This is a genomic window from Legionella lansingensis, from assembly GCF_900187355.1.
Lineage (GTDB): Bacteria > Pseudomonadota > Gammaproteobacteria > Legionellales > Legionellaceae > Tatlockia > Tatlockia lansingensis.
This window is the reverse complement of the sequence record NZ_LT906451.1, coordinates 2,138,958-2,160,830: the sequence shown is the minus strand read 5'-3', so window position 1 is coordinate 2,160,830 and position 21,873 is coordinate 2,138,958. Positions and strand designations below refer to the sequence as shown.

Genomic DNA, 21,873 nt, shown 5'->3' with positions numbered 1-21,873 from the left:
ATTGGATAAATAGAATTGTCAACAGACTCTAGATCGCATGATTTTATTTTACTTACCTTCGATTTTTGCTATCTTCTTGAATTGTGAATCATTATAAGCTACGGAAATTTAACACAATCAAGGGAATGATTAAGTGAAAATTTTAAATATAAAAGTTCTAAGAGGACCAAATTATTGGTCAAATTATCGTCAGAAACTGATTGTCATTAAACTCGACTTAGAACAATTTGAAACCCTCCCCACCAATCGTTTACCCGGATTTGCAGCAAGGCTCAAAGCGTTAATTCCAAGTCTCTATTATCATCAGTGTTCACCAGGTGTGGAAGGGGGGTTTTTTGAACGCCTAGATGAAGGTACTTGGCTTGGCCATGTGATTGAGCATATAGCCCTTGAGTTGCAATGTCTTGCAGGTATGGACTGTGGATTTGGCAGAACCTACAGCGCTCGTGAGTATGGTGTGTACCATGTTATTTTTTGTTATGAAATTGAAAAAGCAGGGCTCTATGCAGCTCAAGCTGCAATGAATATTGCAAAATGTTTGGCAGAAGGAAAAGACTATCATTCATTGGCTGAAGATATAGCCGAATTAAATCATTTATATGAGCAAGAAAAGCTGGGACCAAGTACCCATGCTATTGTTGAAGAAGCCAAAAAAAGAAAAATTCCTTACGCTCGCTTTGAAGATAGTTCTCTCGTCATCTTAGGACAGGGCCGCAATCAAAAAAAAATTTGGGCTACTGTGTCTTCAGAAACGAATGCGATTGCTGTTGATATCGCTGCAAACAAAGGAATGACTAAAAAATTGCTTGCTTCTAGTTTTATTCCTGTGCCAGCTTGGTTAACTATCCGAGATCTAGATGAGCTGGAAGGGGCAATAGCCACAATAGGTTTTCCCTTGGTTATTAAACCAATCAACGGGAATCATGGAAGAGGTATTACCACAAACATTTCTGCAAAAGAGAAAGCAATCATTGGTTTCAAGTTTGCACAGGAAGTTTCTAGCGAAGTGATCGTTGAAAAATTTGTTGAAGGCTTTGACTACCGCTTTCTCCTCATAAACAACCAAGTTGTTGCTGTTGCGAAGAGAACCCCTGCGATGATTGTGGGGAATGGAATCGATTCAATCCAAACGCTTATTGATGAAGCAAATAAAGATCCCAAGCGTGGTCATGCACATGAAAATGTCCTGACTTCCATAAAAACAGACGAAAATACCCTGGCTATTTTAGCAGAAAAAAAATTATCACTTCACTCAGTTCTTAAGAATGGTGAAGTTTTAATTCTCAAGGATACGGCTAATTTAAGTTCCGGAGGTACAGCAGCTGATGTCACGAATAAGGTCCATCCTTATAATATTTCTCTTGCTGAACGCATAGCACGATTAGTAGGCCTCGATGTCTGTGGGATTGACATTGTTTCTAAGGATATTGGATTACCACTGAATGGCAGCAATGGGGCCGTGATAGAAGTGAATGCAGCTCCTGGTCTTAGGATGCATTTGGCGCCTAATCAAGGTACTGGGCGCAATGTGGCTGCTCCTTTCATTGATATGCTTTACCCTAAAGGGAGCTCAGTTCGAATCCCAGTTGTCGCAGTAACAGGAACGAATGGCAAGACAACGGTTGTGCGCTTGATTGCTCATCTTGCCAAACAGGCTAAACATTACGTTGGTTTCACGACAACAGACGGCATCTATCTGGACGGTAAGCTAATTCATAGAGGAGATTGCAGCGGTCCTGTGAGTGCAATGGCCATTTTAAGGGAACCCACAGTTGACTTCGCTGTTTTGGAGTGTGCTCGTGGAGGGATTCTTCGTTCAGGTCTTGGTTTTGATCAGTGTGATATTAGTGTTATTACGAATATCACTAATGATCATTTAGGGCTGGATGATATCCATTCGATGGAAGAATTAGCTCGAGTCAAAGCGGTTGTGGCACATAGTACCTGTAAAAATGGCTATGCCATTTTAAATGCAGAGGATGATCTCGTGTATGCCATTCAAGATGATCTTCATTGCAACATAGCCCTATTTGCGCTGGCAGAGACACCTCGTATTAAGAGGCATTGTGATGTGGGAGGTTTGGCTGCTTTTATTGAGCGTGATGCGATTGTCATTAGCAGAGGTAAAGAGAGACAAATTTTAGCAAAAGTGAAGACTATTCCACTGACTTTTCACGGAACTGCCACATTGATGATCAAAAACATCTTACCTGCAGCTCTAGCTGGGGTAATTAGCGGCTTTACTCTTAAGGATATTGAGCAAGCGCTCTATAATTTTTATCCTTCTGTTGAGCATACTCCAGCCAGGATGAATATCTTTGATTTTGACGATTTCAAAATCATGGTTGATTACGCTCATAATGAAGATGCTTATGTGGAACTGCAAAAATTCTTTAGCCAGATAAACTGCAGCAAAAAAATTGGCATTATTGCTGCTTCGGGTGATAGAAGAGCTGAAGACATTCAAAAATTAGGGTACCGCTCCGCTCAAATGTTTGATGAAATTATTATATGGCATTATAAAGACAGCAGGGGGAGAATGAATCAGGAGATAACGGATTTACTCCTTCAAGGCATTGAATCAGCAAATTTCCATGCTCAGGTGCAGGTGATTTCTGATGAGTTCACGGCAGTAAGGTATGCGATAGCGACTGCGAAACAAAATAGCTTTATCTTTTATTCTGTCGATGATGTTTTTGATGCCGTAGAATTTATACTTGAAGAAAAACGAAAATTTAAGGAAGAAACGATAATCGCATGAGGCAGCCTAATTATGAAACCAAAAGGGAAGTTACTTATAATAGGTGGGGCCGAAGATAAAATTGACGAACCTCCTGATATTATGGAGCAAAGAAAGGAGTTTCCTCGATATGATATTTTAAGTGAGCTACTTCCTGATTCAAGAAATAAAAAGATAGAACTTATCACCACCGGTTCAGAGGTGCAGGAGGAGGTTAAAAAGACTTATCAAAAAGTCTTTGTTGAAATGGGTTATAGTAATGTGGGCTTTATTCCTATTAAAGAAAGGGAGGAAGCAAGAAAAAAGAATTACTTAACTCGCGCAGAAGAAGCTGGTGCTATTTTCTTTACCGGTGGCGATCAATTTCGACTTTCCACGATTTTGGGCGGCACTCCCATCATTGACATCATAAAAAATAGGTATCTTACTGATAGTACATTTATTGTGGCAGGCACGAGCGCAGGAGCAATGGTTATGTCTTCAGTCATGATCACCTGCGGTGGATTAACGGAAGCGTTGTTGTATCGTAACCTTGCTACTTCTTCCGGTTTAGGTTTACTGACTTCATGTATTATTGACACTCACTTCATTAAAAGAGGACGATTTAGTCGTCTTGCACACGCGATCATTATGAATCCTGAACAACTGGGAATAGGTTTGGGAGAGGATACGGCATTGATCATTAAAAATGGCTCTGAGGCCGAGTGTCGTGGTTCAGGAATGGTAGTCATCATTGATGGAAGAGATATTCGTCAAACCAATATAACCCAGATAAAAGAAGGAGAAGCGGTTTTTGTCGAGAATCTAAAAGTGCACATTCTGGTTAAAGGTTGTCATTTTTCACTTGCGACACGTAAGCTCGCGAAACCGGCAATGTCGCCTCACTTTGATTAGAGGTATATTGATATTTTCTACTATCTTGGAAGAATTTAGGACATCGAATTACCGTGGTCAAGCCACGGTAATTCGGTTTTTTGATTTGTGAAGTTAAAAAACTCGAGCTCGAGTATAAATCTAAAATCTAAGGAATCGGATAGAATTATGAAAATTGCAATCGCAGTCCATGGTGGCGCAGGAGATAATTCAGCATTCTTACAAAACAACATGAATGTAACGGAAGATGGCCTTGCTCAGGCGGCACAGTATGGTTACCAGCTTCTACAGGCAGGAGGGAGTGCACTGCAAGCGGTTGAAGAAGCCGTAAAATTGTTAGAGGACAATCCTTTATTCAATGCAGGCCGAGGTTCTGCTTTAAATTGCCTGGGTGAAGTGGAAATGGATGCTTCTATCATGGACGGAGAGAAATTAACGGCAGGTGCGGTGTCAATGGTGCGTGAAGTCAAAAATCCTGTTAGTCTAGCGCGCCTTATTATGGAAAGGACCAAGCATGTACTGCTTTCAGGATATGGTGCTCTGGATTTTGCAAAGTATCACGGACTTCTTTTAAGACCCGATTCTTATTTTATTACTGAGCATCAATATGACCAATATGAACACTTAAACCGTCGTGAACGTTATGAAGATCTTTTGCACAAGAAACGTCTTGGCACTGTTGGTGCTGTCGCTTTGGATAGCAAAGGCAACCTGGCAGCAGCTACGTCGACTGGAGGCACAAGTAATTGCTTGCCAGGCAGGGTTGGTGATAGTTGCCTCATCGGTGCGGGATGTTATGCCAATAATAGTGGCTGTGCTGTTTCAGGAACGGGAGATGGAGAGTATCTAATTACTGGCGTAATTGCACACACGATTTCAATGATGGTTGAAATGAAAATGAATGTCCGAGAGGCTTGCGATCATGTTCTGCATACTCGTAACAAAGCGAGCAAAGGAGAAATTGGAGTGATCTCTGTTGATACCCAGGGTGAAGTGGGTATTGCATTTAACACCGAAATCATGAAAAGGGCATGGATTGGTTTAGATGGTCAGTTGCAGGTAAAAATTAATAGGTAGCAAGCATTATCATCACATGAATATTTTCTCATCATATCGGTAAGAATGGTGTATTTGTTTTTGGTGGCGCCGAACTGAATATAGAAGCAAACAGCAACACAATAAAAATAAGCAAAGAGACATAAAAGATAAGTTTGGCGATATAAGTGGATGTGGACGGATTTCTATAACTAAATAGGGCAGTGACGGCCGCTATAGCTAAAAAAACGAAGGCTCCCCATAACATTATCTGTCCTTAGATTTGAATTGGTAGAGATTCTATTAAATAAATCCGTTGATTCATTTTACCATAATATTGCTTGACGGCCGATAACAAATCAACTTAACACATTCCTGTTTACTAATTTCTCTGTATGGCTTATAGTTGCTCAGTTTTTAGCCAATAAGAGTTAGTATGATAATTAAAATTCTATTCATTGGTGATACGAAAACGGGTAAAACTCAGTTAGTAAATCGGCTTGCTGGAAAACCTTTTGATATAAATTACCAAAAAACAATCGGTTTGGATTTTGCTGGTAAGACCATTGACGAAGAAACGAGGCAACGACTATGGAATACAACTGAAGAAATCAAATTACAACTATGGAGTACAGGAGGACTAGATAGTTATAGAGCTATTACCCTTGAGCTTTGCTCTAGTGCGCCATTTATTGTTTATTGCGTTGATTTATCAGAAGACATTAAGCAACAGCACATCGCTGAAGACCTTCAAGAGATAAGAAAGAAAAACCCAAAAGCTAAAATCATTCTGGTGGGGACCAAAAGTGATCTACCAGAAAGTCATCAAGAGCGACCTGCCGTGTTCGAGGGCGGTTTCGTTGCTCGTATCGTTACATCAAGTGATCTACCAGAAAGTCATCAACAGCGACTTGCCGAGATCGAGGGCGATTTTGTGGCTCGTATCGTTACATCAAGCCCAAATGATATTGGAATTGATGCACTTCTGCAGTCGATTGCAAAATGTACACCTGTGGAAAAAGACGAAGATACCTCTCAGATTGGGGGCCCACTTCCCCACGAAGAAGATAAGTTACTCGAAGCTAAAGATTTATTAGTCACCAATTCTCCTTTGTGGAAAGCATTAGATGATATGCATAAGGCTGTAGCAAACTTACCTGCAGCTAAATACAAAGTAGTCAGCTCGGAAGCACTTGCTTTAGTGAATGCTCTGCGAAATCCGGGAAAGTCCAACAAAGAAGAGGCTATTAAAAGATTTCTTGATAATTGCACAAAAACACTGAACGGTGAACACCCATACATCATGAAGACAATACTGGCTGTGGTAGCAACAGCGATTGTTACAGTGATTGTAGGGACACTTGCTTTTGCTATTGGCCTTGCCGCAGGAGCATGGAGTGGTCCTGGTGCGTTTTTCAGTGGTCTTGCGACGGGAAGTAGTGTTGCTGCGGTGACGGAAACTGCTGTAAGTGGTGCGTTCGGTTTAACCGCTGGTGCTTATACGTTCTTTAAAGAATCTGCTGCTATGAAGGCTTTAAAAGCAGTTGTTGCTGAAGCAGAGCATCCTGAGTTTGCAATCTAAGAATTCATCTTTCTATTCTTACCCCTTACCCTACCCTCTCCCACAAGGGGAGAGGGAAAAATGTATGTGGCCGCCCTCCTTCTCCCACAAGGGGAAGGGAAGATACCTCTCCCCTTGTGGGAGAGGTCGACGCGCTAGCGCGTCGGGTGAGGGGTTATCTCAATAGACACCTTCTCTTGTTAGGGCGTTTTGAATGACCAGCAATACCTCATTGATATTTCTGAGAACCTCATTATTCCAAAATCGTATGACCTGAAACCCATCTTTCTCAAGTCGTTGTGTTCGAATAGTATCGTTTACTGCTTGTTCAGCATGCTGTCCACCGTCAAGCTCTATAATCAATTTCTTTTCTAAGCACACAAAATCTACAATATGACCTTGTAATATGTGTTGTCGTCTAAATTTATAACCCAATAAACCTCGATTCCTCAGGTGATACCACAGTATGTGCTCTACATCCATTTGTGAGAGGCGCAATGTCTTTGAGAATTGTCTTAACTTATCCATAATGAGTCCTTGCTGCTATATCTTTTACCCCTCACCCGCCGCGCTACACGCGTCGACCTCTCCCACAAGGGGAGAGGTATTTTGAATTAATTCTTTTGATTTTTAAAGCAGGTTAAGTAATCCTTCTCCCATTGCCTTCCCATTCAAAAATAGAGTATTATTCGTACTTTGCTTTAAATAGAACCATTTCAGTACTATATTAAGAGTAGTAAATAAGACTTATTTGGTACTAGATTATTTGGGATGGGGGTGTTATGCTGCGCATCAGCAAATTGGCTGATTATGGAACAGTGGTAATGGTATATCTCGCCAAGCATTCGCAGGTATTATGCAATGCTCGAGATATTGCGCTACATACCCATCTGACCGTGCCGACAGTTAGTAAAATACTTAAACGTTTGACAGCAACAGGATTATTAACTTCTGTGCGTGGAGTCACTGGTGGGTATCGGTTGCAGCGACCGGCTTCAGAGATCTCAGTGGCGCAAATTATTTATTCCCTGGAAGAGCATCGTGGATTAACTGAGTGCAGTTTGCACCCAAACGTATGTTCTTTACAAAGCGTATGTCGTGTTCAGGGTAATTGGAGATTAATAAGTCAAGCTATAGAAACTGCACTGGATAGTGTGAGTTTAGAGGTGCTGGCAAAGCCAACACTCCAGACGGTTGAGATAGACCGCATTAAGCAGTTGGCAAGTGGAGTTAGTCATGGCGAAAGGCAATGAACAAATTCATTCCCTGCTGGAAAGGGAATATCAACATGGTTTTGTGACCGATATTGAAGTAGATACGTTTGAACCTGGTTTAAACGAAGATATTATTCGTCGTTTATCCGCAGTAAAAGGTGAACCTGAATTTTTGCTGGATTGGCGTTTAAAAGCGTTCAGGCATTGGCAAACCATGGTACAACCTAAATGGTCAAGTGTGCATTATCCACCGATTGATTATCAAACCATCTCCTATTACTCAGCACCAAAAAGTAAAAAAGATGCACCAAAAAGCCTGGATGAGGTGGACCCAGAACTGTTACGGACTTACGAAAAGTTAGGCATTCCGCTCAAAGAACAAGAGATGTTGGCAGGTGTGGCTATTGATGCTGTGTTTGACAGTGTTTCTGTGGCTACAACATTTAAAGCTAAACTTGCTGAGGTTGGTGTTATTTTTTGTCCTATGTCAGAAGCTGTGCATCAATACCCTGACTTGGTCCGCCAGTATTTAGGATCGGTCGTGCCTTATCGCGATAATTTTTATGCTGCACTTAATTCTGCAGTATTCAGCGATGGTTCCTTTGTTTATATCCCTAAAGGCGTTCGTTGTCCTATGGAATTATCAACGTACTTTCGTATTAATGCTGCCTCTACTGGGCAGTTTGAACGTACGTTAATCATTGCTGATACCGATAGTTATGTTTCCTATCTGGAAGGTTGTACCGCGCCAATGCGCGATGAAAATCAATTGCATGCCGCTGTTGTAGAACTTATTGCCTTGGATGGTGCGCAAATTAAATATTCAACAGTGCAAAACTGGTATCCAGGTGATAAAGAAGGTAAGGGTGGAATCTATAACTTTGTTACGAAGAGGGGAGCGTGCCGAGGAAAACGCTCTAAAATTTCATGGACACAAATTGAAACAGGCTCAGCAATTACCTGGAAATATCCAAGCGTTATTTTACAAGGTGATGATTCAGTGGGCGAATTCTATTCCGTGGCTTTGACAAATAATCTGCAACAGGCTGATACAGGCACGAAGATGATTCATTTGGGTAAAAATACCCGCTCTACGATTATTTCCAAGGGAATTAGTGCAGGTCGGGCTCATAATGCCTATCGTGGTTTAGTGCGTATCGCACCAACGGCAACCAATGCGCGTAATTATACTCAATGTGATTCCATGCTGATGGGGAGTGAGTGCTCAGCCCATACGTTTCCTTATATTGAAGTTAAAAATCCCACAGCAAAGGTCGAGCATGAGGCAACGACGTCAAAAATCAGCGAGGAACAATTATTTTATTGTCAACAACGTGGTATTGATACGGAAGATGCTGTATCGATGATTGTTAATGGCTTTTGTAAACAAGTGTTAAAAGAGCTACCCATGGAGTTTGCAGTCGAAGCCACGAAGTTGCTAGGTATTAGTTTGGAAGGGGCAGTAGGTTAATTATGTTAACAATCAAACAACTTAATGTTGCAATCAATGCACAACCCATTTTGAAAGGTATCAATCTAAGCATAAAGCCTGGAGAGGTTCATGCAATCATGGGACCTAATGGCTCTGGTAAAAGTACATTGTCAAAGATTTTAGCCGGACATCCTGCCTATGAAGTGACTCATGGTGAGATTCATTACCTCGATAAGGATTTGTTGCCTTTAGCTCCGGAAGAGCGAGCACAAGCGGGTATTTTCATGTCCTTTCAATACCCGGTTGAAATTCCTGGTGTTACCAATATTAACTTTCTGAAAGCATCAGTGAATGCTGTTCGTAAAGTGCAAGGTAAGAAGACCCTTGATGCCATTGAATTTCTAAGTTTTATACGCGAAAAATGTCAACTCTTGGACATGGACGAAAGCTTTTTGTATCGCAGTATCAATGAAGGATTTTCAGGGGGTGAAAAAAAACGTAATGAAATTTTGCAAATGATGGCTCTTGAGCCTAAATTGGCTATTCTTGATGAAACAGACTCAGGCTTGGATATTGATGCTCTGCGCATCATCTCGCAAGGCGTGAACGCCATGCGTTCACCTGAGCGTGCCATTATTTTGGTGACCCATTATCAGCGACTTTTAAATTATATTGAGCCTGACTTCATTCATGTTTTAGCCAATGGTCGGATTATTAAATCAGGCGATAAATCCCTGGCACTTGAGCTTGAGGAGAAAGGCTATAGTTGGCTTGAGGAGATGGAACAGGCATGAGTGAGGTACTTGATTTTTATCAAAAGCAAGCCAAAGCAGGATTGTCGACTATTCCCTGGGTAGCGGAACTGCAGGAGAAAAGCTTGCGTGAGTTAAGCTATTACGGTTTCCCCAAGCGCCATGATGAGGATTGGAAATACACCATTGTGGATGCGCTCTTGCAACATGGATTTGCCAAGCCGGCAAAGCGAGATGCAGAGATTATCGTGCAATCAGATATGCCCATAAAGAATCAGATTGTGATTCAAAACGGCCAAATTTTGGGCGTGGATGGAATAACAGCACATTTGCCTTCTGGTCTTTTGGTACAGCCGTTATTTGATGCCTTGCATCAGCATGAGGACAAGATTAGACCTTATTTTGATAAGTTATTAAAGCATGAGCATGGTTTTCATGCTTTAAATACGGCGCTCGTGCACACCGGCATGGTGATTTATGTGCCAGCTGGTATACGCGTTGAAGAACCCATTGTGCTTTCTCATTGGCAAGATAAAGAGCAGGCTACACATAGTCGCCATTTGATCATTCTCGAAGAAGGAAGTGAAGTGGCTGTGTGTGAAGAATATCGTGGTGCTGAGCAATGTAGTTATTTTACGAATACAATTACAGAAGTATTCACGGCAAAGAATGCAAAGCTAACGCATTATAAAATTCAGCGTGAAGGTCACATTGCCTATCATATTGGACAAATTGCTGTTCGTCAGGCTCAAAATAGTCAATTTGATAGTCATTCCTTAAGCCTTGGGGGCAAGCTAGTTCGCAGTGATATCCATTTGCAATTACAAGAAGAAGGCGGTCGATGTCTGTTGAATGGTATTTATGTGCCAACGGATGGACAACACATTGATCACCATACCATCATTCAGCATTTGGTCGGTCATTGCCACAGCGAGCAAGATTACAAGGGGATTTTAGCGGGTCGTTCACGTGCCGTGTTTAATGGTAAAGTTATTGTGTCCAAAGACGCTCAACACACAGAGGCTAGACAGCAGAATAAAAACGTATTGCTGTCTTCACAAGCTGAAATTGACACCAAGCCACAATTAGAGATTTTCGCGGATGACGTCATTTGCACTCATGGGGCGACGGTCGGACAACTCGATGAAGAAGCTTTATTTTATTTAGCAACACGCGGGATAGATAAGCAGGAAGCGAGTAATTATTTAATTCAGGCATTTGCTGCTGATAATTTACGCCTGGTTCCTCATCAGGCTCTTGCTGAGTGGATGAGAACGTTATTAATTCAGCAGTTGAGGTGAGATAGCTATGAGTACAGCAACCGCTTTAATTGAAACGCTGGATTTGGAAGCAATTCGTAATAATTTTCCAGCGCTCAAACAAAAAATAAATGATTATCCATTAACGTACTTAGATAATGCAGCGACCACACAGAAACCACAGTCAGTCATCGATGCGATAGCACGCTATTATGAACAGGATAATGCTAACGTTCACCGTGGTGTGCATGCTCTGAGTGTACGCGCAACCCAACAATTTGAAGGAGTACGCGATAAGGTACAACGTTTTATTAATGCTCGGGTTGCACGTGAATGCATTTTTGTACGTGGCACGACAGAGGCGATTAATCTGGTTGCTCAAAGTTTTGTGGCTCCTCGGATTTTACCGGGCGAGGAAATTTTGATTACCCACATGGAACACCATTCAAATATTGTACCCTGGCAGATGGTATGCAAGAAAACAGGAGCACTTTTGCAAGTTGCTCCTATCTCCATTGAAGGTGAAGTTCTATTAGAAGAATTCGAAAACAAACTAAATGAAAACACCAAATTTGTAGCGATTAACTATGTTTCTAATGCGTTAGGCACCATCAATCCAGTTAAAAAAATGATCGAAATGGCCCATGCCTATGGCGCGTTGGTACTTGTCGATGGTGCACAAGCCACTGCTCATTTACCTATTGATGTTCAAGATTTAGGTTGCGATTTTTATGCTTTTTCAGGCCATAAGATGTATGGACCAACAGGCATTGGCATTTTATGGGGTAAAGAGCAGTTATTAAATGACATGGTTCCTTACCAAGGTGGTGGTGAGATGATAAATTATGTCACCATGGAAGCCACAGAATATGCCCCCTTGCCTCATAAATTTGAAGCAGGGACACCAAACATTGCTGGCGCAATCGGACTTGGGGCAGCCATTGATTATCTTTGGTCTTTAGATATGGAAGCGATAGCAGCCTATGAAGCGCATTTACTTGATTATGCTACGCTTGCTGTACAATCGGTGAAAGGCTTTAATCTTGTTGGAACGGCAAAAAATAAGGTTCCCATCGTTTCTTTTGTGCATGGAAAAATTCATGCCCATGACATTGGTACCATTTTGGATAGCGCAGGTATTGCTATCCGCAGCGGTCATCATTGCGCTATGCCTTTGATGGATTTCTTTGGGGTTGCTGCAACCTCGAGAATTTCTTTGGCATTTTACAACACAAAAGAGGAGATCGATCGCTGTGTTAAAGCACTACACAAAGTAAAAGAGGTATTTGCATGATCATGGAATTGCGTGAGCTTTATCAAGAAATCATCATTGATCATAATCGCAATCCGCGAAATCATCATGTTATGTCTGATGCAACGGCACAAGCGCAGGGATTCAATCCGTTGTGTGGTGATAAGCTAACCCTTTTTTTAAAACTAGATGGCGATGTCGTTAAAGATGTAAGTTTTGTTGGTTCGGGCTGTGCGATTTCACAGGCTTCGGCTTCTTTAATGACGGAGACATTGATTGGTAAAACGATCAATGAGGCTCATGAACTATTTGAGCGTTTTCACACCATGGTCACAAGTGGCGAAGAACAAGTTGTCTCGCTTGATAAGCTTGCTGTACTTGCCGGAGTAAAGGCTTACCCTGCTCGCGTTAAATGCGCGACTTTAGCATGGCATACCCTGGAAGCTGCTCTCAACAAAAGTAGAGCAGTGGTTAGCACGGAGTGATGGTGATGTTTGGGTTTAGAAAAAAAGAGGATGATGACGTTCTGAAAGAAAAGGTGATTACCGCTTTGAGAACTGTGTTTGATCCTGAAATACCAGTAAATATTTATGATCTGGGGTTAATTTACGACATTGCTATTAATGAAGAACAACATGTTCATATACAAATGACGCTAACCACACCTGGGTGTCCTGTAGCCCAAACCTTCCCAGGAACCGTTGAACAGACAGTCAATCAAGTTGAAGGAGTAAACGACTGTACTGTCGAATTGGTGTGGGATCCCCCTTGGACACAGGAGCGAATGACAGAAGCAGCACGTCTTGAGCTGGGGATTTTTTATTAATGCAGGAACTTTGGCAATCATCAGCCTCCATTAAAACACTGAGAAAACGTGCCCAGCTTATTGCGCAAATCCGCCAATTTTTCCAACAGCGCGGGTATCTGGAAGTAGAGACCCCCGGGATGGCTCGTTTTGGTGTTACGGACGTTTACCTTGCGAATATCAAAGCAATCTTTCGTGGCGAAACCTATTGTTTACAGACTTCTCCTGAATACCACATGAAGCGCTTATTAGCTACTGGCAGTGGTCCCATTTTCCAGCTTGCACGCGTCTTTCGCGATGATGAGTTGGGTCGATGGCATAATCCGGAATTTACTTTGTTAGAATGGTATCAATTAGGCATTGATCACCATGCACTTATGAATGAAGTGGATGCTCTTTTGCAGCTTATTTTACAAGTGAAACCCATGCTGCGAAAAACTTACCGCGACAGTTTTCTTGAAATTTGTGATTTTGACCCGTTCACTGTAACTATCCCCGAACTAAAAAAAATTCTGCACCGTTATCAATTGGATAATGTTCTGCCGCCGGAAGAGGGCGACAACGATCAGTATTTATTTCTTCTTATGAGCCATGTGATTGAGCCCGAGCTGGGTAAAGAACAGGTACCTGTTGCTGTCTATGATTTTCCAGTATCACAAGCGTCTTTGGCTAAAATTCATCACGATGTGGCCGAGCGCTTTGAAGTCTATTTTAAAGGAGTAGAGCTTGCTAACGGTTTTCATGAGCTGACTGACGCTGACGCTCAGGCCTCTCGTTTTAAATGCGAGCTGGCTATTCGTAATCAAAAGGGTTTACCTCTTCCAGCTCCTGATGACTTTTTGCTACAAGCCTTAGAACATGGTTTGCCGTCTTGTAGCGGGGTTGCCTTAGGGGTAGACAGATTACTAGCCTTAGCTCTTCAAGAGTCAAGCATTGCAGGTGTCTTAGCTTTTGATTTTTCAAGGGCTTAAGGTCTAATCATTCCTTTATAACAGCGAATTACCGTGGTCAAGCCACGGTAATTCGGTTTTGATTTGTCAAATTAATATCGAGTCCAGATTTACTTCCTCTAACCACTATAATTAAGAAATATATAGTCGTAGGAGCCCAATAATGCTCACTGAGGAACTTTTACGGATGGCGGTTGAAGAAGGGAATGTGGAAGCTTTCACAAAGATTATAGCGAATTCTGATACGGAGAGTATTCTTGCTGTTGATAATAAAAGGAGAACTTTGGCTCATCTTGCAGCTAGGTTCAACCAGCCAGCTATTTTGGCGAAATTGATTACTGTTGTGGAAAAATTCGGTGAAAGCGGCCAAGCGATTTTGGAACAAACGGACAATGAGGGGTTCACACCTCTAGAATGCTCTTATTTGTACTCTGCACCTGAAATTACCGGGTTATTACGAGCAAAGACGCAGCTGTATTCAGGAAAACGAGCTCTTTTAACTGGCCGAAACAGACCGTTTGAGCAATTCTTTTCTCGTCTTGGAGAGGAGAAAAGAATACCGGCTGCTTTCTTTGCCATCATCCTTTGTGGGCTTCCTGTCCTTGAATCGATTACCAAATTTCAGAATGAAAATGAAATAATTTCATCTCAAACGAGTGAAGGATGGTCTCTTTTACATTTTTTGGTATTCAATCATAAAATTGACGTGATCAAGTATCTTTCTGATAAGTATAAGAATGAGCTAAACGCTGAAATAAGAGATCATGATGGCAATACACCTTTTTTGATAGCTGCGGAACGATATCATCCCGATGTGTTAAATTTTCTTCTGGAGGTTGGTTGTGACATTCACGCCAAAAACAATCAAGGTCAAAACGCAATTAGTATTGGCGCTAAACGAGGTCAGTTAGAATTGGTTAAAGTTCTGAGTGCAAAAGGAGTGGACTTAAATTCTAGCGATGAAAACGGTGAGAATGCCTTAATGTTGGCGGCCAGACATGGGCATGGTGACGTTGTTGCCTTTCTAAGGACGCAAGGGGTATCTTTGGATGCGAAGGATAAAGAAGGTAAATCTGCTTTTCAAAAGGCGTTAGATTCTGGACACTTGGATATTGCTAATCTTCTCATGGACACGGTCAGTCTTGAGGAAAAAAATGAGGCTTTAATAAAGGCGGTAACCACAGCAAATTTAGCAAATGTAAAATGGTTGATCGACAAAGGCGCTTCACCAGCAATTGTGGATGCCCATGGTGACTCATTATTAATGCTTGCTGCAGTTGGTGATGCCTCTTTTGTGGAGTACTTGCTGAGCTTGCCAGAGACACTCATAAACCATAAAAATAATGATGGTGATAATGCATTATTTGTGGCTATCAGACAGGGGCGTCAGAAGGTTGTTGAATGTTTATTAAAGCATGATTTTAATCCTCCCCAACATAACGCTTTGGGCCAAACCCCGTTGTTAGCTGCAGCCAAAAGCAATGATGCTGCTTTAATAGAGTTGTTTGCAAAACAAGGCTATTCTTTGGAGGACCAGGATAAGGAGGGTAACACAGCGCTGCATTTAGCTTTTACAAGTAACCAACTTGGAACTGCACCCGATTATCTTCTTAGTCATTCTCCGCAGTTAGTCTCAGTAACAAATCATCGTAAAGAAACGCCGCTTCATTGCGCCATTATTCATGGGCATACGGCTTACTTGCCCGAACTTGTGATGCATTCAGATCTTGAAAGTCGTGATAGCCTTGGAAATACCCCCTTATTGACGGCTGTTGCTGCAAGAGATTTTAAGGCCACAGAATTGCTGCTTAAACAAGGGGCAGATGTACTGGCAAAGAATGATAAAGAAGAAACGGTTACTAATATCACCGGTTTACATCACTTCCCTGAGGACATTCAACGACAGCTCCTTGGTGCCTATAAAATTGATTATGATGAATTCCAGTATCGACGCCGACTTTATTTTATTTTTGGCGGAGAGAAACTCAATGAGGTTCTTGCTTTTCCTCAAGGTAAAGTGAAGTTGGGAGCCGGTACCTTTGATGAGGGTATTGGAATTCTGCGTACCCACCTCAAAAACTTCCTACTTGAAAGACACCCTGAGTTGTCCACTCGTTTTGAAGGATTACTCAATGCTCTTGATAAGGTGGAATTCACTGATACCCCAAGCAGAATTTTAGCCCGCTTAGAAAGTGAGAGTGTTACTTTTCAAGCAACCGGTTTCACTGGACATCTCATACTTGCTGCATTGGCAAAACAAGGAGATGGCAATGTTAAATTGTCACTTGCAGAGCGAGGAGCAAGAGTGAGCGATGCCCCTTTGCTTCATTCTGAGAGTAAAAAATTTTCCTCTGTTAGAACGATTATTATCCTCAAAGAAAAGTGCCAAGAGGTTGTAGAGCTTCTCCATAATGCCAAAACCGAACCGCAGGGGGTAGCTCTTGATATTCTTTTTAAGCAAATTCCTGAAATAGCTGGAAGTGCTTATACTTTTCAGCCTATTTATCAAAAGAAATTCACTGACATTTGCTTCTATAGTAACCCCAAAACCGGTCTTTACGAACAGTTTATCAATATCTTGGGTGAAACCGAGGGCAGACCCTTTTATAAAAAATTTGAGCTTTACATGCGTGAAAAGGAATTGCATTCCTATGAAGATTTCTGGCAAGAAAAACATTCGGATGAGAGTTTGTTATCCAATCCTGTCATTGCAGAAGCACGTCATTTGATTGAAAGGCGAGCCGAGGGAAGTAAGGTAGATTTATCTACACGATCCAGTGGATAAATACAACGGAAGAGTGACTCATACGCCTATCAAAGATGTTGGTCGTAAAATTCCTTGGTACTTAAAACCTTTTTTCGAGACTGTTCATTAAACTGTGTCATCCCCGCCTACGCGGGGATGACACAGTTTGGTAAACACTCTCCTTTTCTGGAACCAAAAACGAAAATACGGTGCGTTGAACCTCAGGCGTTTTGCAATCGCATTACGAAAAGCCATAAAGGATAATAAAAACATATTTTGCTAATTAAAAATTCACAATGTATATTTTTTTATGATATATTTTGTTCCCTTGGCTAAATGCGACCTTCGAGTTTCCTTCTATTTTCGAACCAACAGGAAAAAATATGAAATTTAAACAAATAGTAGATAGATATAATCGTTATTGGAATGAAGTAGTTGTTCCTGCTTATAAGCAAATCAAACAGCTTGGAGGTACTAAAAACCATCCATTTTTTGCCTCAAATTCAAATGTTTCACCGGAACTGATGAGCCAATATTGTGACGGTGTACTTAACATATTACATAATATTTCTCGACAACTAGAAGCAGGACTATTTGAAGATCCTGAAAACGCGCGGGCTTATGTTGCGATCACTAGAGAGGCAGCAATCAAGGATCTCAAAAAATTTAAATCTTACCGACTTGATCCAGAGGTCAACAAAATAATTGACCGTATGCTCAATATACTCAATCCTGAGGTTCTAGAAGTCAGACCGCCCTCAGAAGATGTGCTGATGGAGCCTGTAGATGTAAATCATGAAGACAGGGCTGTTTACGAGTACGAGAAGGTCGATGATGATTTTGTTTTCAGCGTTAATCAGCAGGGATGGGAAAATTCCGTTAATATGGGGCATGAGCTTGATTTTGATGCAGAAGAAATTTTATCGACTACCACGTTTTCTCATAGGAATGAGGATGAGGATTTCGATTTCGAGGAGGAAATGAAGCGCTGGGTGGTAAGCTAACAAAAGAAAAGCATGAATGCAAGCATTCATGCTTTTGCCCCAAATTCCTTTTCCAACGCCAATCTCAATTCTGGGCTAAGGAATTGGTAACCAACTTCGGGTAACCTTTTTGAGATAACCCGTTGTCCTTTCAGCAATAAGTACTCTCCCATTTCGCCAAACAAACTGCGTACGATGAATGCCGGGGTTCTTAACCAAAGAGGTCGATGCATTGCTTTGGCTAACGTTCTAGCAAACTCTTCCTGGCTAACAGGATGAGGTGCTGTCACATTAAAAACACCTGTTAATTCTGGATGATTGAGTAGGAATTCAATGGCCCGAATAACATCTTGAATGTGCACCCAGGAGATGATTTGTTTACCGTTACCTAGAATACTTCCTAGTCCTAAGTAGAAACTTGGTGCTAATCTTTTTAGCATTCCCTGATTCTTTTTTAAAACCACACCAAACCGGGTAATTGTCACCCTCATACCATGATCGAATGCTGGGTTTAAAGCTTGCTGCCAACGTATGCCAATTTCGCTAAGAAAGTCACGGGGATGTTCAAAATCAATTGCAGTATCTTCATCTAAAACATCCGTATCGTTATCATTTTGTACACCATAAATGCCCACAGCATTGGCGCAATAAAAATGAGGTTTAGCTTGTTGTGATGTAGCCCAATTAATAAGTTGATGCGTTGTTTCCACCCGTGAATCAATGATTAGTTTTTTAACTTTTTCAGTCCAGCGAAATGCTGCAATATTATGGCCGCATAAATTAATCACAGCGTCATAGTTTTTTGCATCCAGGGTAGACAGATTTTCCCAAGTCGACTGTCTGACCTTGTTAGAGAAGTGATGTTGTAACTTTTGTTGTGAACGACCAACAACGATAATATCATGTTTAGGTAACAATAGATTAACGAGTTCGGTGCCAATAAAACCTGAAGCTCCTGCAATTAAAAGTTTCATATTTCGCATCCCTTTCAAATTATCCGTTCATGCTGAGGAGGAGCGTCCTCAGCATGAACGGATCGATAGTTACACAGAACATCATTCACTCGAATTACCCTCAAACCGACATAAAGCCTGATAATCACATTGCGTGCAAACAGCCAGACTATTCGGTCGCGGTGGACAATGCCCTTGAACGAATTCATGAGCGAGCTGAGTTAATTGTAGAGACCAGTATTGACGTAGGGCTGACCAACTTTGGTCTTTTTTTAATCCAACAATACCCAAGGTTGGATTTTTATTCTCACTTAAACCCTTCGGGGTAAACTTACCAGCTTTTAATTGCGCGAATAATAATGTGCTGATCGTTTCATCCAGTAAAGCATAGAGTAATAGTTGTGGTTCGCTAGGACGTTCTTCATTCCAAGGAAGGCTTTGGGGAAGGCTGGTCTTATAATCAATGACCCACTTGTCATCTTCAACCTTATCTAATCTGTCGACCCGAACATTAAACTCCATGTCAGCTAAGCGAATAGTAAATGCTGCTTCTAAGGCCTCAACTTCAAAAGGAGGACGCTGACGTTCCCAATCTAGGCAGGCATGCACCAGGCGCTTTAGTCGCTGGAATTCCACAGCCTGTACCAAGTTTGAAAAAGAGTGGGGTCGCTTTGCAATTAATGGTTGTAATGCAGTTTGAATGGAGGTTTCGATATGCTTATCTAACGCTTCATTATCAAGTTCCAATAAATTGCTCTGTTTTTTTAAAGCCCCCCATAAGAGTTCCATGACTTTGTGAATGACCTGTCCACGTTCCCTTTGATCGGGTCCCGCTGAATTTTCGATGCGAGCCTTAAGGTGCAGGCGGTGAGCTGCAAAGGCACGAAAAGGGCATTTTGCCTGATTGGCTAATATGGATGTTCCTCCTGCAAGCTTTTCTTCCGGCACAAAAGGAAGTACATAGCTCTCAGAGAAATGCTCTAGTTTAGATTCGCAGGCCTTGGCTTCATCTCTCATTGGTTGCAATGTTGCTAGGTGAGTGATGAAGGGACTGGGCATGTTGGGTTTATCATCTACTAAACGTGGGTAACTGAAAACAGCAAGAGAGCTAGCTCTTTGCAGACGTGATATCATTTTGTCTGCCAAATATAATTCCTTCGCAGAATGAGCGTGAGGCATCAGATTGTCGCGTTGGAGGGTAAGTGGGATAAATGCGGAGGGTTTGATTCCTTGTGGTAAACACTCATCAGTTAGACCGGTGAACCATAGGCTGTTAAATGTGCATCCCGAGGCTTCAAGCAGGCCTAAAATTTGAATAGGAGCATTTGCATTTTTAGGCTGAAAGATAGTGGTCTCAGCTAATTCTTTGAATGTGGCAAGAGCATCCCTTCTTTTCATCAGTGGAGATATTAATGCTAATTGCTTGAACTCTTCAAATAGCATTAAAAAACGTTGATAACATTGATAAGTCACTGAATTAAGCTCAAGTTCACCCGGAAATCCCAAGGATCTTAGCCTTAAATGAAATGCGTTTATCCAACCTTGAATACTCGCTTCTTTAGGATAAGGAATAACTTCTGTTAATGCATGGGCCAGCTTAGGTGCTATAGCCTTTAATTCAGCAACAAAAGCGCTTTGTTCGAACGTTGGTTCCGCTAGCGTTGTACTGTTCTCCAATATCTGCGCTCTTGCTAGTAATTCAGTCTGGGAGTAAGCAATAAAAGGGGAATGCAATAACAAGCGAGCTTGATGGACATCGAGCATTTTCCCATCGAGCTGAAGATAATTAAGTGCATGAGCCACCAAAGGGTACTCTGCTAATGGCTTCCCTAAAGAGATGTTAAATGTAGTTTGAGGGAAATGTTGTTGCAAGGTACGATGCAAATAGGACGATTTTTTCTCTAAGTCTGGGATGACTACTCCGAGTCGTCTTTCGCCACAGGCCAACCGTTCTTTTAACCAACAAAAGAGTTGCTGATATTCATCCTCTTCATTTTTTGCTGCATATTGGTAAAGATTGGTTGCTTGTGTAGCCAAATCATAATGATATAGCATGCAACCCTGATCATTGAGATAGTGTTGTAACTTTTTTTGCTGTGGAGTGTAATCGTCAAAACAGACCCATACGAGTTGGCTGACACTAAACGCGCTGTTTTGACTACATAGATACGGGGCTAATTGAGCTTCTGTTATTGCTCCAAGACAATCCAGCTCTCTAAGGAATTGCTGTGCCCATTGTTGAAATTGCCTCGTTTGCAAATTGTAGGCAAAGACAGAATGGTTTAAATCCAGCATCCATAAATGACACCTTGTCCAAGCCTCATGAATAGCATTTAACAAGCCTCGATTTACTTCAGTTTGTTTTGTCGCAATAATTTGGCGCCATAGATAACGGCATTGGAGTTCTGTAAGCAGCAGCGGATGGTTATTCCGTGAATACTTATGCCAAAATGTCTTGAAAGAATGTAGAAGGAAAGCAGTATAAGGTAAGCAGATTGGCTTCTTCTGAGCAGATTTAGGAAACGCGACTGCGAAATCATGCAGCAATTCATTGCTAAGACGGTTATTAGGTGTGATAACCGTGGCTCCGTTCTGCATTAACGCTAAGAGTTCTTCTTTATTAGTAAACGCTCCCCCTATTCCGACGTCCCGCCCCCACGATTTATTCGCAGGGTTGACCGCGGGCTCCGGTGATATTTCCAGATCGATGGATCCCGCGGTCAACCCTGCGAATAAATCGTGGGGGCGAGACGTCGATACATTAGGATGGGGAGAGCGGTTACCTTTATTATTCATCGGGCAGATCTATATCGGTTTTCTTAGACTGTCGTTTTTGATCGGCACTGGCTAGTCCTGGCCAAAAGCGTTTATTGAAATAAATAGCGACAAGTCCTGTAAAGGGTATAAGCCATATGCCAACCGTAAGTAGCAGCGCGACGAATATAGCTCCATAAAAGATAAAATAATCCTGCCAATGTTGAAAACGTTGTATCAAACTAGCGTCGGTCAGAGAGTAATGAGCAAACACAATAAAACCTAAAAGAATCAATACGATACAGGCAAGAACAACACCAAGTATAAAGGGTCGAATTAAGCTTCCTTTTTTAGCAAGTGCATTACCAAAGAGAGCGCCTAATAATAATCCTGTCACCAGAGAAAAAAGTAACGCGGGTAAAAGAGGTACAAGGGCACTATCTCTGAGGGATAGTAAAGTGTATTTGGTAAATAAAAGAAACAATAAAGCAAAAATAGCAAAAAAAACTGCTCCTGCAAATCTGGGATTCATTGATGTTTGGGGTTTTGTATTAGCTGTCATAC

At 41.6% G+C, this 21,873-nt stretch carries 18 protein-coding genes; 14 read left to right on the top strand and 4 right to left on the bottom strand.

Features of this window, described 5'->3' with window-relative positions; all coding sequences use genetic code 11:
- The first annotated feature begins 133 nt into the window (after positions 1 to 133).
- From cphA to CKV79_RS09820, 4 genes are all read left to right on the top strand, one after another.
- Positions 134 to 2,761, top strand: coding sequence for a cyanophycin synthetase (gene cphA, locus CKV79_RS09840; protein WP_028372682.1), 2,628 nt, complete (start codon positions 134 to 136; stop codon positions 2,759 to 2,761).
- A gap of 12 nt (positions 2,762 to 2,773) precedes the next feature.
- Complete coding sequence (locus CKV79_RS09835; protein WP_028372683.1) at positions 2,774 to 3,634, top strand: cyanophycinase; 861 nt, start codon at positions 2,774 to 2,776, stop codon at positions 3,632 to 3,634.
- 147 nt (positions 3,635 to 3,781) lie between these two features.
- Entirely contained in the window at positions 3,782 to 4,690 is a 909-nt protein-coding gene (locus CKV79_RS09830; protein WP_231950096.1) for an isoaspartyl peptidase/L-asparaginase family protein, read from the top strand.
- A 394-nt stretch (positions 4,691 to 5,084) separates the two neighbouring features.
- Positions 5,085 to 6,230, top strand: a complete 1,146-nt coding sequence (locus tag CKV79_RS09820; RefSeq protein ID WP_028372685.1) for a GTP-binding protein — start codon at positions 5,085 to 5,087, stop codon at positions 6,228 to 6,230.
- A gap of 159 nt (positions 6,231 to 6,389) precedes the next feature.
- On the opposite strand, the gene CKV79_RS09815 is transcribed toward CKV79_RS09820, so the two are convergent.
- The gene (locus CKV79_RS09815) at positions 6,390 to 6,737 is read right to left on the bottom strand and encodes an endonuclease domain-containing protein (protein WP_028372686.1); all 348 of its coding nucleotides are present in this window, start codon (positions 6,735 to 6,737) and stop codon (positions 6,390 to 6,392) included.
- A gap of 254 nt (positions 6,738 to 6,991) precedes the next feature.
- Between CKV79_RS09815 and CKV79_RS09810 the strand changes: the two genes are divergently transcribed.
- From CKV79_RS09810 to CKV79_RS09765, 10 genes are all read left to right on the top strand, one after another.
- Complete coding sequence (locus tag CKV79_RS09810; protein ID WP_028372687.1) at positions 6,992 to 7,462, top strand: SUF system Fe-S cluster assembly regulator; 471 nt, start codon at positions 6,992 to 6,994, stop codon at positions 7,460 to 7,462.
- Positions 7,446 to 8,894, top strand: a complete 1,449-nt coding sequence (sufB, locus tag CKV79_RS09805) for a Fe-S cluster assembly protein SufB (protein ID WP_028372688.1) — start codon at positions 7,446 to 7,448, stop codon at positions 8,892 to 8,894. Before CKV79_RS09810 ends, sufB begins: the two co-directional genes overlap by 17 nt.
- A 2-nt stretch (positions 8,895 to 8,896) precedes the next feature.
- Positions 8,897 to 9,649 carry a Fe-S cluster assembly ATPase SufC gene (gene sufC, locus CKV79_RS09800; RefSeq protein WP_028372689.1) on the top strand — a complete coding sequence of 251 codons (753 nt, stop codon included), beginning with the start codon at positions 8,897 to 8,899 and terminating at the stop codon, positions 9,647 to 9,649.
- The gene (gene sufD / locus CKV79_RS09795) at positions 9,646 to 10,908 is read left to right on the top strand and encodes a Fe-S cluster assembly protein SufD (RefSeq protein WP_028372690.1); all 1,263 of its coding nucleotides are present in this window, start codon (positions 9,646 to 9,648) and stop codon (positions 10,906 to 10,908) included. Before sufC ends, sufD begins: the two co-directional genes overlap by 4 nt.
- A 7-nt stretch (positions 10,909 to 10,915) precedes the next feature.
- Entirely contained in the window at positions 10,916 to 12,160 is a 1,245-nt protein-coding gene (locus CKV79_RS09790) for a cysteine desulfurase (protein ID WP_028372691.1), read from the top strand.
- The gene (gene sufU / locus CKV79_RS09785; protein WP_028372692.1) at positions 12,157 to 12,603 is read left to right on the top strand and encodes a Fe-S cluster assembly sulfur transfer protein SufU; all 447 of its coding nucleotides are present in this window, start codon (positions 12,157 to 12,159) and stop codon (positions 12,601 to 12,603) included. The genes CKV79_RS09790 and sufU overlap by 4 nt, the downstream gene beginning before the upstream one ends.
- A gap of 5 nt (positions 12,604 to 12,608) precedes the next feature.
- The gene (locus CKV79_RS09780) at positions 12,609 to 12,944 is read left to right on the top strand and encodes an SUF system Fe-S cluster assembly protein (RefSeq protein ID WP_028372693.1); all 336 of its coding nucleotides are present in this window, start codon (positions 12,609 to 12,611) and stop codon (positions 12,942 to 12,944) included.
- Complete coding sequence (gene epmA, locus CKV79_RS09775; protein WP_028372694.1) at positions 12,944 to 13,894, top strand: elongation factor P--(R)-beta-lysine ligase; 951 nt, start codon at positions 12,944 to 12,946, stop codon at positions 13,892 to 13,894. Before CKV79_RS09780 ends, epmA begins: the two co-directional genes overlap by 1 nt.
- A gap of 142 nt (positions 13,895 to 14,036) precedes the next feature.
- Positions 14,037 to 16,658, top strand: a complete 2,622-nt coding sequence (locus tag CKV79_RS09770) for an ankyrin repeat domain-containing protein (RefSeq protein ID WP_051546096.1) — start codon at positions 14,037 to 14,039, stop codon at positions 16,656 to 16,658.
- 344 nt (positions 16,659 to 17,002) lie between these two features.
- Positions 17,003 to 17,623: a hypothetical protein gene (locus CKV79_RS09765; RefSeq protein WP_028372695.1), complete on the top strand. Its 621-nt coding sequence runs from the start codon at positions 17,003 to 17,005 to the stop codon at positions 17,621 to 17,623.
- A gap of 26 nt (positions 17,624 to 17,649) precedes the next feature.
- Here CKV79_RS09765 and CKV79_RS09760 read toward each other — a convergent pair whose 3' ends face one another.
- The 3 genes from CKV79_RS09760 to CKV79_RS09750 all read right to left on the bottom strand — a co-directional run bounded on the left by CKV79_RS09760 (position 17,650) and on the right by CKV79_RS09750 (position 21,871).
- Positions 17,650 to 18,576 (bottom strand): TIGR01777 family oxidoreductase, encoded by a 927-nt coding sequence (locus CKV79_RS09760; protein WP_028372696.1) that lies wholly within the window; start codon positions 18,574 to 18,576, stop codon positions 17,650 to 17,652.
- Between the two features lie 81 nt (positions 18,577 to 18,657).
- Positions 18,658 to 21,351: a PD-(D/E)XK nuclease family protein gene (locus CKV79_RS09755; protein WP_231950094.1), complete on the bottom strand. Its 2,694-nt coding sequence runs from the start codon at positions 21,349 to 21,351 to the stop codon at positions 18,658 to 18,660.
- Entirely contained in the window at positions 21,344 to 21,871 is a 528-nt protein-coding gene (locus CKV79_RS09750; RefSeq protein ID WP_028372698.1) for a hypothetical protein, read from the bottom strand. The genes CKV79_RS09755 and CKV79_RS09750 overlap by 8 nt, the downstream gene beginning before the upstream one ends.
- Positions 21,872 to 21,873: the final 2 nt, after the last annotated feature.

Coding starts and splice junctions, on each gene's coding strand:
- sufU (WP_028372692.1), top strand. CDS start 12,157: ATGATCATGGAATTGCGTGAGCTTTATCAAGAAATCATCATTGATCAT.
- CKV79_RS09780 (WP_028372693.1), top strand. CDS start 12,609: ATGTTTGGGTTTAGAAAAAAAGAGGATGATGACGTTCTGAAAGAAAAG.
- CKV79_RS09820 (WP_028372685.1), top strand. CDS start 5,085: ATGATAATTAAAATTCTATTCATTGGTGATACGAAAACGGGTAAAACT.
- CKV79_RS09760 (WP_028372696.1), bottom strand. CDS start 18,576: ATGAAACTTTTAATTGCAGGAGCTTCAGGTTTTATTGGCACCGAACTC.
- CKV79_RS09765 (WP_028372695.1), top strand. CDS start 17,003: ATGAAATTTAAACAAATAGTAGATAGATATAATCGTTATTGGAATGAA.
- CKV79_RS09770 (WP_051546096.1), top strand. CDS start 14,037: ATGCTCACTGAGGAACTTTTACGGATGGCGGTTGAAGAAGGGAATGTG.
- sufD (WP_028372690.1), top strand. CDS start 9,646: ATGAGTGAGGTACTTGATTTTTATCAAAAGCAAGCCAAAGCAGGATTG.
- CKV79_RS09810 (WP_028372687.1), top strand. CDS start 6,992: ATGCTGCGCATCAGCAAATTGGCTGATTATGGAACAGTGGTAATGGTA.
- CKV79_RS09815 (WP_028372686.1), bottom strand. CDS start 6,737: ATGGATAAGTTAAGACAATTCTCAAAGACATTGCGCCTCTCACAAATG.
- CKV79_RS09830 (WP_231950096.1), top strand. CDS start 3,782: ATGAAAATTGCAATCGCAGTCCATGGTGGCGCAGGAGATAATTCAGCA.
- CKV79_RS09750 (WP_028372698.1), bottom strand. CDS start 21,871: ATGACAGCTAATACAAAACCCCAAACATCAATGAATCCCAGATTTGCA.
- sufB (WP_028372688.1), top strand. CDS start 7,446: ATGGCGAAAGGCAATGAACAAATTCATTCCCTGCTGGAAAGGGAATAT.
- epmA (WP_028372694.1), top strand. CDS start 12,944: ATGCAGGAACTTTGGCAATCATCAGCCTCCATTAAAACACTGAGAAAA.
- sufC (WP_028372689.1), top strand. CDS start 8,897: ATGTTAACAATCAAACAACTTAATGTTGCAATCAATGCACAACCCATT.
- CKV79_RS09835 (WP_028372683.1), top strand. CDS start 2,774: ATGAAACCAAAAGGGAAGTTACTTATAATAGGTGGGGCCGAAGATAAA.
- CKV79_RS09790 (WP_028372691.1), top strand. CDS start 10,916: ATGAGTACAGCAACCGCTTTAATTGAAACGCTGGATTTGGAAGCAATT.
- CKV79_RS09755 (WP_231950094.1), bottom strand. CDS start 21,351: ATGAATAATAAAGGTAACCGCTCTCCCCATCCTAATGTATCGACGTCT.